The sequence below is a fragment of the Flexivirga sp. G2 genome, from assembly GCF_055397625.1.
In genome coordinates, this window is sequence record NZ_AP039675.1 from 1,557,561 (window position 1) to 1,570,509 (window position 12,949).

Genomic DNA, 12,949 nt, shown 5'->3' on the forward strand with positions numbered 1-12,949 from the left:
GATTCTGCTGGATGTGCCGGATCAGTTTGCCGTCGCGGTCCAGCGCTGGCCGGTCACCCCCTTGTCGGCCGACTGCGTGACGCCGCCGTCCGCGCCCGCTGTGAGCACCAGCCCACTGTTCTTGTTCTTCAGCACCAGGTTCGAGCCGTCCTTGCTGACGGACCACCGCTGATTGTCGGTGCCGGTGCAGGTGTACTGGCCCACGGCCTGCCCATCGGTCGTCGAGCTGTAGGGCACGTCGATGCACTCACCGGTGCCGGCGTTCTTGACCTGATAGCTGCCGTCCTCCGCGTTCCGGGTGACCACCCACTTCTGGGTGGCGTCCGAACTCGGATCCGTCATCTGCAACAGGCCCAGGTCACCGGTCCCTGCGGTCAGCGCCTTGCCGCCACTGCTGAAGGAGTACTGCCCCTCGGCCAGCGGCGGCGGCACGACCTCCTGCGTGCCGACTGAGACGTCGAAGACGTGGAACGCCGAGTTCGACGGAAGCGTCACTGCCACAACCTCTTTCGCCGGGTCGATCGCCAAGGTTGCGGTGTAGACGCGGTATTCGGTCGTCGGGTATGCCGGGCCGCTCGCGGTGTTCTTGCCGAGTGTGCGGAGGGCCACCTTGGCGCCGTAGCTGTTCTGGGCCAGGCAACACCAGTTCGGCATACCGACGGTTCCGGAGGAGGTCGTTCCGTCGGCGTAGTAGACGGTCGCCGCCCCACCGGCCGCGCTGCTGGTGCCGGTGCCGAGGAAGGCGAGCGCGTTGCCCTTGCCGGACACCGAGATCGTCTGTCCCTGACCGGCGACGTTGTCCTTCGTGCCCGGAGCGACGTCCGGCCAGCTGAAGTCGAAGCCGTTCGCGGAGATCTTCGCCCCGGGCGTTGCTCCCTGCGCCGCCAGTTTCTCGGCCAGGAAGCTCGACCCGCCGCCGTCGATGTTGCCCGGTGCAGGATCGCCGGACGACGTGATCCCGACGTTGTCGTATGCGGCAGCGACGTCCGCGTAGGCGACGGTCGTCGTCGCCCGATCGGTGACGGTGAGCGACGTGGAATGCGCGCGGTATGTCGTCTGCGCGGCCAGGTCGACCGAGCCGGGCTTCGCGTCCGCCGGCGGGGTCAGCGTGTACTTCGCGGTGAACTTCGCACCGGTAGGCAGGCTGTGCTTCGTCGTCGGGCCATCGGCATCCAGGGTCCATCCGGCGGGCGCAGTGACGCTGGTGGCTGTCACGTCCACGGGCTTGCCGGTCTCGTTGCTGAACGTCGCCGACACCGAACGCCCTTCGCCCGCAACGGAGATCGCGGCGGGAGTCAGATCGAGGCCGACGTTGCGGTCGGCGGGATGCGACCCGCCGACCGCACCGGCGCCGGTGATCCGGACGGTGGCAGAGGTGGCGGTCGACAACGATGCCGTCTTGACGTGGGTCGTGCCGGTCGCGCCATCGTAGAACCACCCGGAGTCGGCGGCGTCGAGCGCCTTCACCGAATCCTTCTCGGACAGAGCGGCTTTCCCGACCTTGACGGTGCCGGGGTTCGCGTCCGTGTGCACCGTCATCCGGTAGTGACGGGTGGTGGGCTTGCCGTCATACGATCCAGACAGCGCGCCGATGCTCACCTCGACCGGTCCGCGTCCGGTGACCGGAGCCGTGACGCCGAACCGTTGGCTCGCGGACGCGCCCTTCAGCGCCGCCTGGCTACGGCCGTCGTCCTCGTAGGTGGTGAACGACGAGTTGCCGCTGGGATAGACGTCCAGGTCGAGCTGGCCCGCCTTCTTGCCGGCCGCCCAGTCGGTGGTGCCCTTCGGGAACTGCGGTACGACGGCGCCGGCCTTGACGAAGAGCGGCAGGGTGTCCAGCGGCGCCTTGTAGCCGTTGATCGTCTGCCCGCCCTGGTAGACGCGGCCGGTCCAGTAGTCGACCCACTCGCCCTTCGGCAGGTAGATCCCGTCCCGGACGTTCGTGTCGGAGTAGACCGGCGCGACGAGGAAGTCGTCGCCGGCGAGGAACTCGTACTTCGCCTTGTCGCCCCACGTGTTCGGGTCGTCCGGGTAGTCCAGGTAGAGCGGCCGCGTCGGTCCGACGCCGTTCTTCGTCGCGCCCATCGTGTAGGAGTAGAAGTACGGCAGCAGCTGCTCGTGCAGCATCAGGTACTTGCGGTTGATGGACGTGTACGGCTCGCCATACGTCCAGGGCTGCTTGTCGTTGTTGGCCCAGCCGCTCATGGCGTAGGTCATCGGCAGCATCATCTTCCACTGCAGGTCGCGCACGTAGGTCTTCGCGCTGCCGCCGAAGATGCCGTCGATGTCGCCGGTGGTCACCGGCTGGCCGGACATGGTGGAGCCGGCGTACGTCGGGATCTGCCACTTGATGTAGTCCCAGGAGCCAGACTGGTCGCCGGACCACATCGCGCCGCAGCGCTGGGTGCCCGCCCAGCCCTCGATGGTCAGCACGGTCGCGCGGTCGGAGGAGTTGTCCTGTATGCCGTCGCGGGCCTTCTCGCAGGCGCTCAATCCGAAGCGATAGCCGGGACCGACCCAGGCGACGTCCGTCTTGCGGACCCGGACCCCGGCGGCCACTTCGGACTGCTGGTCGGTCAGGTCGCTCTGCGTCCACAGCCCGAGTTCCGAACCGTGGTCATGGAGCATGTCGCCGGTCTGCGGCAGGTTCTCGTAGCCGCAGCCGTAGCCGTCGTTGACCAGCATCCAGCCGAGCGGGAGGTTGTTCTGGCGGTAGCCGTCGGCGATGGCAGTTGCGCCCGGAAGTGTATGGCGCTCACCGCGATTCGCGTTGTGCAGGTAGCAGTCGGCGTCGCCCGGCTCGAGGGCGTACATCGGCAGCGCCAACGGGCGACCGGTCAGCTGGGTGTAGTCGTTGATGACGGACTTGGCGTTGCCGACGAAGTAGTAGGCGTCGAAGCGCTGTTCCTTGTGCGTGGTCGTGACCGAGCCGGCGGTGTCGGTGCTGCCGAAGTCGTAGGAGCCGCTGGCGAAGGTGTCGCGCAGTACGCCGTACCCGTTGCTGGAGATGTAGAACGGCACCGAGTTCGGCTGGCCGCCCTCGTCCCAACCGTCCTTGGAGATCGACAGCTTCGTGCCGCGGTGGCTGAAGCTGCCGTTCTGCATCCCGCCGCCGAAGTACTGCTCGGTCGCACCCTCGGCCAGGTGCTGCGTGGTGCCGTCGGTGTTCCAGGACAGGGGAGCGGTCTCCTGCCACAGGACCGTGCCGTCCCTACGCGCCATGGTGAGGGTCGCGGGGGACTTGGTGATCGTCAGGGTCGCTGCAGACGTCGAAATGACGTATGCCGCCCCGGTCTCCTTCACCGTGGACGGTGCGCCCGGGTAGTCGGTCTTCACCACGATGTTCGCGTCCGGTGCGGACGGGTCGCTGGGTGCGGTGTTGGCCGGATCGGTGAAGGTGCCGTCGGGCGCGGCCTCGATGCGGAGCAACCCGGCGGTCTCGGCGGTCACCCGCAGCTTCGCCGCGCCGGCGCTGAACGTGTAGGCGTCGCCGTGGTGCTGCACCGACGTGATGTCACCGAGGTGGCCGGCGGACGCGGCGGACGCGGACGGCGTCAGGGCCGCGAGGCCGACCAGGGCGAGCACAACGGTCGTCACCGCGGCCGGCAATCGCGAGAAGCGATGCTTAATCATGATTGTTACTCCCTTAATCGATCACCAACGAGCGTTCAGGCGACCATAGGGGAATTTGCCGGTCGGCAGTGGGTTTCCGGCCGCGGACATGCGAAAAGCCCCGCACCGGCGTCGGTGCGGGGCTTTCGCGCGAGGAGTTCGCGGCGGTCAGTGCTGGTCGCCCGAGTCCTTCCCGGAGTTCTTCTCGGCGTCCTCGGCCGCATCCGCCGAGCCCTCCGGCTGCTGCAGCACCCAGGGGTTGCGCTCACCCTGCTGCTGGTCGGCCTGCTGGTCCGGGTTCACCGCGGGGACCGCGGTCGTCGCCTGGTCGTGGATGTCCCCGCCGGACGACTGGTCACCGGACGGGCGCTCGCCGGTCGAGAACGGCAGTCCCGAGATCGCCTGCGTCGGCTCGTCGGACCGGTCACCGCTGCCGTAGGTCGGCCGGTCGCCGCCCTGCGCCGGCTGCGAGCCGTGCTGGGGGCCGCTCTGGTACCCGGGCTGCTCGTAAGCCGGCGTCGAGGCCTGACCGTAGGACAACCGGTTGACGTCGTCGCTCGACACCGTCTCGGTCGCGGCCTCGGAGCTGTCCTGGCCGGCTCCGTATGAGGGCTGCGTGGACGACTGCTGCTGGGACGGCTGCTCGGCCGATCCGGCCTGGTGCGAACCCGAGCGCTCGGCGCCGCCCTGGTTCACGTCGTCGGACGAAACCCCTTGCGTGGGAGCGCTGTTGAAGTCCTGTGAGCGCTGCTGGTCGCCATACGGGGAGGCATGCCGGCCCTGCGACTGGTCGCCCTGGCCGTAGGGCGACTGGCCCTGCTGGGGCTGCTGGCCGTACGGCGACTGACCCTGCGACTGGGACTGCTGCTGGCCGTAACCCTGCTGACCGTACGGCGACTGGCTCTGGCCACCCTGCTGCGGCTGGCCGTAGGGCGACTGACCCTGCGACTGGGCCTGCTGCTGGCCGTAACCCTGCTGGCCATAGAGGGACTGCTGACCCTGCTGTCCGCCCTGCTGACCGTAGGGCGACTGGCCCTGCTGGGGCTGCTGGCCGTAGGGCGACTGAGCCTGCTGCTGGCCGTAACCCTGCTGGCCCTGCTGCTGGTAGCCCTGTGCCTGGTAACCCTGCTGCGGCGTCGCCGGCTGGCCGTGCGACGGGGTGTTCTGGTGACCCTGCTGGCCGTAACCGCCCTGCTGCTGGCCCTGCTGTCCGTAGCCCTGGTAGCCGCCCTGCTGCTGGCCATAACCCTGCTGGCCATAGCCCTGCTGCCCGTAACCCTGCTGCCCGAAGCCCTGCTGCCCGAAGCCCTGCTGGCCGCTGGTGTCGGTGCCGGTCGCGCCGCCCTTCTTCCGGCCGAGCAGGAAGAGCACGATCGCGCCGATGATGCCGAGCACCAACAGGATGGTGCCGAGGATGATGCCGAGGGTGTGGAAACCACCGCTGATCTTGTCGGCGCGATCACCGGCATACAGGGTGCCCTTGTTGCCGGAGCAGGTGACCGCTCCCTTGTCCTGCGAGCTGCGGGCGATCTCGTAGTACTTGGTGCCGTCGGCACTGACCGAGAAATCCTTGGTCGGGCGGCCCATCGTCTCCGAGCCGACCTTGCAGGTGGTGGCCGTACGGTCGGCCGACTCGGGGCTGTAGACCGAGAAGCCACCGCTCATCGACAGGTTGCTGCCGCTGCTGAACTGCGTGAGCTTCACGGTGGATCCGCTGAGCAGGCCGATGATCAACAGGACGAGGCCGATGACCGCGACGACCGCGGGCACGGCCAGTAGTTTCTTGTTCCCCAGAGCATTCATGTGGCGCAACCTAACGCATGTCGATTTCAGTGTTATGGGCGCTCGCTCCGGCGGGTCAGTCCGCCAGCAATGCCCGGGTCTGCCGTTTGATCCTAGAGAGCATTGCGACCATTCCGCGCATACGCAACGGGGAAACGGCTTCGGCGAGTCCGAATCGGAACGGCACGTCGTCCGGAACGTCGAGGACCGCCTCAGCCGGCTGGCCGTCCAGACCGGTGTGCAGGATGCCCGCGAAACCGCGCGTGGTGGGTGCCTCGCGGGGCGCGTCGAAGAAGAGATGTATGGCGCCGTCGGTCAGCTCGACCGCCAGGAACAGCGGCGACTGGCACTCGTGGACCTGCTCCAGCTTGTCGGGCTGATCGGCATACCGGGCCGGCAATTCGGGCAGTTCGTCGCTCAGCTCGAGCAGCAACTGCAATCGATCCTTGGCGCCGACGGCTTCGAAGTCCTCGATCAGCTCGGCCAGTGGCGCGGGCAGTTCATTCATCGAGTCGGCTCGCCCTGCTCGACGGGCACGCGCACCGAGTTGCCCCACTCGGTCCACGACCCGTCGTAGTTGCGGACGTTGTCGAAGCCCAGCAGGTGGGTCAACACGAACCAGGTGTGCGACGAACGCTCCCCGATCCGGCAGTAGACGACCACGTCCTCGCCGGCGTCGAGTCCCTGCTGGCCGAGGTAGAGGTCCTCGAGGTCGGTGCGGGTCTTGAACCGGCCGTCGTCCTGCGCCGCCTTGGCCCACGGCACCGAGCGCGCGCCGGGGATGTGTCCACCGCGCATCGCGCCCTCCTGCGGGTAGTCGGGCATGTGCAGCAGCTCGCCACTGAACTCGCCGGGGGAGCGCACGTCGACCAGTGCCTTGCCCAGGTGGGCGAGCACGTCGTCCCGGTAGGCGCGCACCGGCGCGTCGTTGCGCTCGATCACCGGGTAGTCCGCCGCCTGCGCGGTCGGCACGTCGCGGGTCAGCGGGCGGTCCTCGGCGATCCACGCGGCACGGCCGCCGTCGAGCAGCCGGACGTCCTCGTGCCCGAAGAGCGTCATCACCCAGAGGGCGTATGCCGCCCACCAGTTCGACTTGTCGCCGTAGATCACGACGGTCGTGTCGCGACCGATGCCACGTTCGGACATCACCTTGGCGAAGCCGGTCCCGTCGACGAAGTCACGGGTCACCGGGTCGTTGAGATCGGTGTGCCAATCGAGTTTGAAGCTGCCCGGGATGTGGCCGGTGTCGTAGAGCAGGACGTCCTCGTCGGACTCCAGGACCACCAGGTCCGGGTGGTCGCCGGCGAGCTGGTCGGCCAGCCAGCCGGTCGTGACGAGACGCTCGGGGTGGGCGAAGTCAGCGAAGTCGGGGCTGGGGTCGGTGGGGAATGCCATAACGCCACGTTACGCGCTCCGGTATGGCGCGCCGACAGTGCGTATGGCGGGTGAGCGGCTGGCAGGATGGGCGCATGTTCGACAGGAAGAAGAAGAGCGCGAAGCCGGTCCCGCTCGACAAGGGCCCGCTCGGCAGCACCGCCCTGACCCTCTCGCAGCGACTCATGTCGGTCGGCATCGACGGCAAGGCCGGATTCGACAGCGCGCGCGACGTCGCGGAGGCCGCCCTGCGCGACTACCCGGCGGATCCGGAACGCGCGATCGACCACATCGTCAGTCACCACCGCAAGCTCGCGGCCAGCGCCGGATTCGTCACCAGCCTGGGCGGATTCGTCACCATGACGGTCGCGCTGCCGGTCAACCTGGTCGGCTTCTACCTGCTGAACACGCGGATGGTCGCGGCCATCGCACACGTGCGCGGTTACGACCTGACCGATCAGGGCACGCGCACCGCCATACTCCTGACGCTGGTGGGCGGCGACGCCGACGATCTGCTGAAGAAGGCCGGCGTCGTCAGCACCGGCCGGCTGGCGAACCTGGCCGCGAATCAACTTCCGCCGCCCGCCGTCATGGTCGTCAACAAGGCGGTCGGCTTCCGGCTGGTCGGGCAGCTCGGCGACAAGTTGCTCACCAAGCTCGGCAAGGGCATCCCGGTCGCCGGCGGCGTGATCGGGGCCGGCCTCGACGCGTTCCTGCTCAGCCGGATCGCCAAGGGAGCCAAGAAGGAGTTCCCGCCGACGGGCCGCGCGCTGCGCGCCGGACAGCGCTGAGCATGGCGCACCTGCCCAACCTGCGCTGGTCGGCGATGCGTCGGGTCTCGCAGGCGCTGCAGGACGCGAGCGGGCCGGGCGGCCCCGCCGTCGCAGTGCGCCTCGCGTGCCTGCCGCGTATGACGAAGGCGGTGGCGCGTGGTGAATACACCGGGGTGAGCGCCGGTCACCTCGGGCTGCTGGCAGCGGCCGCCGCGTATGTCGTCTCGCCGGTCGATCTGCTTCCGGAGGCGCTGGTCGGCGTGGTCGGACTGGCCGACGACGCGGTCGTGCTGGCCTGGCTGGCCACGACGCTGGCCCAGGACACGGACCGGTTCCTCGAGTGGGAGAAGCGCCGCGGCGCCACGATCAAGGGCGAACGCCTGTCCTGATCCACAACCCCACCCGGCCGGTCCCGTTCTCCACACCCGGCTCCCGAGCGGGTATGCCGAGCTCTGCTCGTCGGCGCACGCTGCGACGCATGACATCCTCCGTGCGCGACATCGGCGAGATCATCGCTCTCCTGCCCTACCAACTCGGCTTCGTGCCGGCCGACTCACTCGCGCTGGTCGGCCTGCGAGGCGGGCAACTGGCGGTGACCGCGCGACTGGACCGACCCCCTACCTGCGAGGTCGTCGACGCCGCCCGCCAGATGGCGGCCGGCGTAGCGCGTGCGGAGCCGGACGAGCTGATCGTCCTGTGTTACGGCGGCTACACCCAGGGCGACCGCGACTTCGTTGACGTACTGCGGTGGGAGTTGGACGGTTTCGGCGTCGGGGTCCCGCACGTCGCCAGCGTGCACGGTGTGCAGTGGCGGGCGGAGCAGTGCACCTGCGGTGGCTGCCCGGACGAACTGACCGAGATCCCCGCGGCATCGACCGTGGCGCCGGTCGCCGAGCACGTGCTGCGCGGTGTCGTGCCCGCCCCCAACCGCGACGAGCTGCGTCACCGGTTCGACCTGCGACATCCGCTGGTGGCACAGGCCGTCGGGGCGAGGTTGTCCGAGCGACACACCCGGTGCGTGGTCGCCGACGGATCGGATGGCGAAGGCGCCGAGGCGTTGCAGCGTCTCCTGTGCGAGCACGGGACCGTGGTGCCTCGCCTGCCGATCGGTGTGCTGGCCGCGGCGACCGCTGCCGTCGCCCGGGTCACCGTGCGGGACCTCGTGCTGGCCTGGCTGATGCCGGACTTCCTGTCGGCGGAGCAGGTGCTGCCCGACGAGCTCGAGGAGCGGTACGACCTCGGACCGCCACCCCTGTGGGCCCGCGGCGAGGGGACCTTCGATGATCCGGTCTCGGACGTCGCAGCACGGCTCGAGGCGTGGGTCGGCTGCATACCCGAAGCCCACAGCGTGCCCGTGCTGATGCTCATCGCGGGCATCCACTGGCGGGCCGGCAGCGGTGTGCTGGCGATGCTCGCCGTGGAGCGCGCGCTCGACATCGAGCCGGACTGTCGACTGGCGCAACTCTTCGCGGCGGCACTGCGCGGCGGACTGCGGCCGCACACCGGCCAGCAGCGCCCGGCCTGAGTGGGGGCAGCCAGGTGCTCCGACGTCCACGCGCCGGCGCTCCGCAGAGTGGACGGCAACTTTTTGTGGGCGACCGTTTTTGCTACCGTCGGACCTGTCATGAGTCCCAGCGTCCGCTGGCGGTGACCGCCTTGGCGGCGGGCACACCCACAGCGGACACAGCCCCGGCTGGCTGGGCGGCAACCCTCCACCGCGGTGGGGTGCCCCGGGTGAGGACAAGGTCGACCCGCGCACGCCGGTCGGCAAGCGCGGGGCCGGCGAGCCCCAGGGGCACGCAAGGAGTGGGCCGGATGACCGCCATACCCGTCACGGGACCGACGACGCAGTGGTGCGCGCCGCCACCGGGCACCAATCCCGCTGCGCGTGCCATCCGCCTGACCGACGTACGGCTGGAGAACGGCGACCACCTGCCGGAGGTCGTCGTCACCTTCCAGACGTGGGGCCGGCTGTCCCCGAACGCCGACAACGCCGTCCTCGTCGAGCACGCACTCACCGGCGACTCCCACGTCGACGGGGAGGCCGGTCCCGGCCAGCCGACCGCCGGCTGGTGGCCCGACCTCATCGGCCCCGGCCGTCCGCTGGACACCGACCACCTGTACGTCGTGGCGATCAATGTGCTGGGCGGCTGCCGCGGCACCACCGGTCCGGGCTCGCCGGCGCCGGACGGCCGGGCGTGGGGCTCGCGCTTCCCACGCACGACCATCCGCGACCAGGTCGCCGTCGAGGCCGCGGTTGCCGACGCCCTCGGGATCGACGCGTGGTTCCTCGTGCTCGGCGGATCCATGGGCGGGATGCGGGCGATCGAGTGGGCCGCCGGGCTTCCCGAGCGCACGCGCGCCGCGCTCGTCATCGCCAGCGCGGCTCAGGCGACCGGCGACCAGATCGCGTGGGGGCAGGCACAGACCCTCGCCATCACCTCGGACCCCGGGTATGCCGGGGGCGACTACTACGGCACCGGCGACATACCCAGCGCGGGGCTGGGCATCGCACGCCGGATCGCGCACGCCACCTATCGCAGCGCGGACGAGCTCAACACCCGGTTCGGCACCCGGCCGCAGGGCGACGAGAACCCGCTCGACGACGGACGTTTCGCGGTCGAGAGCTACCTGGACCACCAGGCCGGCAAGCTCGTCGCACGCTTCGACGCAGGGTCCTACGTGCAGCTCACCGCGGCGATGGCGACTCACGACGTGACGCGCGGACGCGGCAGCCTGACCGACGTGCTCGGCGCGTATGCCGGGCTGCTGCGCGTGGCCGCCGTCGACTCCGACCGATTGTTCCCGGTCGCCCTGTCCGAGCAGATCGTGGCCGCGCACGGCCGTGGCCGAGTGCGCCTCATGCGGTCGCAACACGGTCACGACGGTTTCCTGATCGAGACCGACCAAATCGCCGCGATCGTCTCGGAGACGGTCGCCGACGCCCGCCGACACCGACTGGAGGTTGCGGTCGCCGGATGAGGTGACCGTGGTCACGCGACCGACCGCCCAACGGCGGCCCCGGTCCGGTAGCGTCGGCGGTACGTCCGAGGCGGAAGAGGTGAGCGCGCAGTGGCTGTCGTGGTGGGGTACGTGCCGACCAAGGAGGGAGCGGCCGCGTTGCGACGAGCCGCCGCCGAAGCCGCAGTGCGGCAGACCCCGTTGATCGTGCTCGACTCCGCGCACAGCGACGGACAGGACCAGACTCCGGACGCCCGCGCGCAGTTGGCGGAGCTGGCTGACCAGGAGGTCAGCTACGAGGTGCGCACCCTGGGCCCGAGCGAGGACGCCACCGACGAACTGCTGCGCATTGCCGAGGACGAGTCGGCGGACCTGCTGGTGATCGGGTTGCGCCGACGCTCGCCGGTCGGAAAGCTGATCCTGGGATCAAATGCCCAGCGGATCCTGCTCGACGCTGCCTGCCCGGTGCTCGCGGTGAAACCGACAGAATGACTTCTTCGGTCCCGAAGTCGTTCCACCGCAACGGTTCTCGCCGCCGATGGGGCGGCCGTGGACCTGCCGAACAGGGGCCGATGGAATGTTCTGCGCCCGGAATCGTTTTATAATGGTGTGGAAGCGCTCGTGAGCGGGCCGGACCAGCCCGGGAAAACGGTCGCTTCGAAACCCCAACCTCGGTCAGCCGTCATCCCCGGACGGCAACGTAGTGGTGTCCGTGCACCGCGGGCCGACAGTTTCGGAAGGTAGTTGGTGGACCCAGTGTCGAAGACCCCCGGAGCGCCGGCATTGCCGGCGGAGTTCGCGCATCCGGCCCTGCAGCAGTTGATCGCAGCGGGCCAGGCGAACGGCTCGATCGACAGCTCACAGCTCAAGAATGCCCTGGAAGCCAGCGAGATCGCGCCCAACCGGATGAAGACCGTGTTGCGCGCCCTGGACGAGCACGGCATCGCCGTCACGCTCGACTCCGAGCATGCGGCCCGCGCGGTTGCGACGACCACGACCCGTCGCAGCACCAGCCAGAAGACCGCTGCGAAGAAGACGACCGCCAAGAAGGCCGCCGCCGACGAGGCGAAGCCGGCCAAGAAGGCTGCTGCCAAGAAGACCACCGCCAAGCCCGCCGCCGACGAGATCGACGTCGAGGACGAGGCGCAGCCGGCCAAGAAGGCGGCAGCGAAGAAGACCACTGCCAGGAAGGCCGCCGGACGTCGCAAGGCCGGCGAGGTCATCCTCGAGCCCACCGCGGAGGACGCGAAGGACGTCGAGGAGCAGGTCAAGCAGGAGGATAAGACCAGCGCCTCCGGCGCGTTCGTCATCCGCCAGGACGACGAGGACGACGCTCCCGCCCAGCAGGTCGTCACCGCCGGTGCGACCGCCGACCCGGTCAAGGACTACCTGAAGCAGATCGGCAAGGTCGCCCTGCTGAACGCCGAGCAGGAGGTCGAGCTCGCCAAGCGCATCGAGGCCGGCCTGTTCGCCGAGGAGCAGCTGAACTCCGGCGGCAAGATCGAGATGAAGCTCAAGCGCGAGCTGTGGTGGATCGCGCAGGACGGCAAGAAGGCGAAGAACCACCTGCTGGAGGCCAACCTGCGTCTGGTGGTCTCGCTGGCCAAGCGCTACACCGGCCGCGGCATGCTCTTCCTCGACCTGATCCAGGAGGGCAACCTCGGTCTGATCCGTGCGGTCGAGAAGTTCGACTACACCAAGGGTTACAAGTTCTCGACCTACGCCACCTGGTGGATCCGTCAGGCGATCACCCGGGCGATGGCCGACCAGGCCCGCACCATCCGCATCCCGGTGCACATGGTCGAGGTCATCAACAAGCTGGCCCGCGTGCAGCGCCAGATGCTGCAGGACCTGGGCCGCGAACCCACGCCGGAGGAGCTCGCCAAGGAGCTCGACATGACCCCGGAGAAGGTCGTCGAGGTCCAGAAGTACGGTCGCGAGCCGATCTCCCTGCACACCCCGCTCGGCGAGGACGGCGACAGCGAGTTCGGTGACCTCATCGAGGACTCCGAGGCCGTGGTGCCCGCCGACGCGGTCAGCTTCACGCTGCTGCAGGAGCAGCTGCACTCGGTCCTCGACACCCTCTCCGAGCGCGAGGCCGGCGTCGTCTCGATGCGCTTCGGCCTGACCGACGGCCAGCCGAAGACGCTCGACGAGATCGGCAAGGTCTACGGCGTCACCCGCGAGCGGATCCGCCAGATCGAGTCCAAGACCATGAGCAAGCTGCGGCACCCGTCGCGCTCGCAGGTCCTGCGCGACTACCTCGACTGATCCTTTTGCTGAGTCCTCTGCTGCGACTCCTCGCAGCACATGGAAAGAGCCCCGGCGAACATGTTCGCCGGGGCTCTTTCCATGTGCTGGTCGTCGTCTCAGCTCGCCGTTGGCTGGTCGTTCGGTCCGGGTGTTCTGGGCTGTTGCGTCTCTAGGCCGTCGGTCGGGTTGTCGGG

10 protein-coding genes and 1 riboswitch are annotated in these 12,949 nt (G+C 69.1%); of the genes, 6 read left to right on the forward strand and 4 right to left on the reverse strand.

Annotated elements, in window-relative coordinates; genetic code table 11:
* Positions 1-21: 21 nt before the first annotated feature.
* The 4 genes from ACZ50J_RS07530 to ACZ50J_RS07545 all read right to left on the reverse strand — a co-directional run bounded on the left by ACZ50J_RS07530 (position 22) and on the right by ACZ50J_RS07545 (position 6,789).
* Positions 22-3,633 carry a TIM-barrel domain-containing protein gene (locus tag ACZ50J_RS07530; protein WP_464300648.1) on the reverse strand — a complete coding sequence of 1,204 codons (3,612 nt, stop codon included), beginning with the start codon at positions 3,631-3,633 and terminating at the stop codon, positions 22-24.
* A gap of 147 nt (positions 3,634-3,780) precedes the next feature.
* A complete protein-coding gene (locus tag ACZ50J_RS07535; protein WP_464300649.1) occupies positions 3,781-5,415 on the reverse strand; it encodes a hypothetical protein in 1,635 nt (544 codons plus the stop codon).
* A gap of 55 nt (positions 5,416-5,470) precedes the next feature.
* Positions 5,471-5,902, reverse strand: coding sequence for a SufE family protein (locus tag ACZ50J_RS07540; protein ID WP_464300650.1), 432 nt, complete (start codon positions 5,900-5,902; stop codon positions 5,471-5,473).
* Positions 5,899-6,789 carry a sulfurtransferase gene (locus ACZ50J_RS07545; protein ID WP_464300651.1) on the reverse strand — a complete coding sequence of 297 codons (891 nt, stop codon included), beginning with the start codon at positions 6,787-6,789 and terminating at the stop codon, positions 5,899-5,901. Before ACZ50J_RS07545 ends, ACZ50J_RS07540 begins: the two co-directional genes overlap by 4 nt.
* A 74-nt stretch (positions 6,790-6,863) precedes the next feature.
* Between ACZ50J_RS07545 and ACZ50J_RS07550 the strand changes: the two genes are divergently transcribed.
* The 6 genes from ACZ50J_RS07550 (at position 6,864) to ACZ50J_RS07575 (ending at position 12,773) form a co-directional block, all read left to right on the forward strand.
* Entirely contained in the window at positions 6,864-7,559 is a 696-nt protein-coding gene (locus ACZ50J_RS07550; protein ID WP_464300652.1) for an EcsC family protein, read from the forward strand.
* A gap of 2 nt (positions 7,560-7,561) precedes the next feature.
* Positions 7,562-7,930, forward strand: coding sequence for a YkvA family protein (locus ACZ50J_RS07555; protein ID WP_464300653.1), 369 nt, complete (start codon positions 7,562-7,564; stop codon positions 7,928-7,930).
* 89 nt (positions 7,931-8,019) lie between these two features.
* Positions 8,020-9,066, forward strand: a complete 1,047-nt coding sequence (locus ACZ50J_RS07560; RefSeq protein ID WP_464300654.1) for a DUF4192 domain-containing protein — start codon at positions 8,020-8,022, stop codon at positions 9,064-9,066.
* A 95-nt stretch (positions 9,067-9,161) separates the two neighbouring features.
* Positions 9,162-9,321, forward strand: a riboswitch (SAM riboswitch).
* A gap of 35 nt (positions 9,322-9,356) precedes the next feature.
* Entirely contained in the window at positions 9,357-10,523 is a 1,167-nt protein-coding gene (gene metX / locus ACZ50J_RS07565) for a homoserine O-acetyltransferase MetX (RefSeq protein WP_464300655.1), read from the forward strand.
* Positions 10,524-10,613: 90 nt separating this feature from the next.
* A complete protein-coding gene (locus ACZ50J_RS07570; RefSeq protein WP_464300656.1) occupies positions 10,614-10,994 on the forward strand; it encodes a universal stress protein in 381 nt (126 codons plus the stop codon).
* A gap of 291 nt (positions 10,995-11,285) precedes the next feature.
* A complete protein-coding gene (locus ACZ50J_RS07575; RefSeq protein ID WP_464301328.1) occupies positions 11,286-12,773 on the forward strand; it encodes an RNA polymerase sigma factor in 1,488 nt (495 codons plus the stop codon).
* The last annotated feature ends 176 nt before the right edge of the window (positions 12,774-12,949 follow it).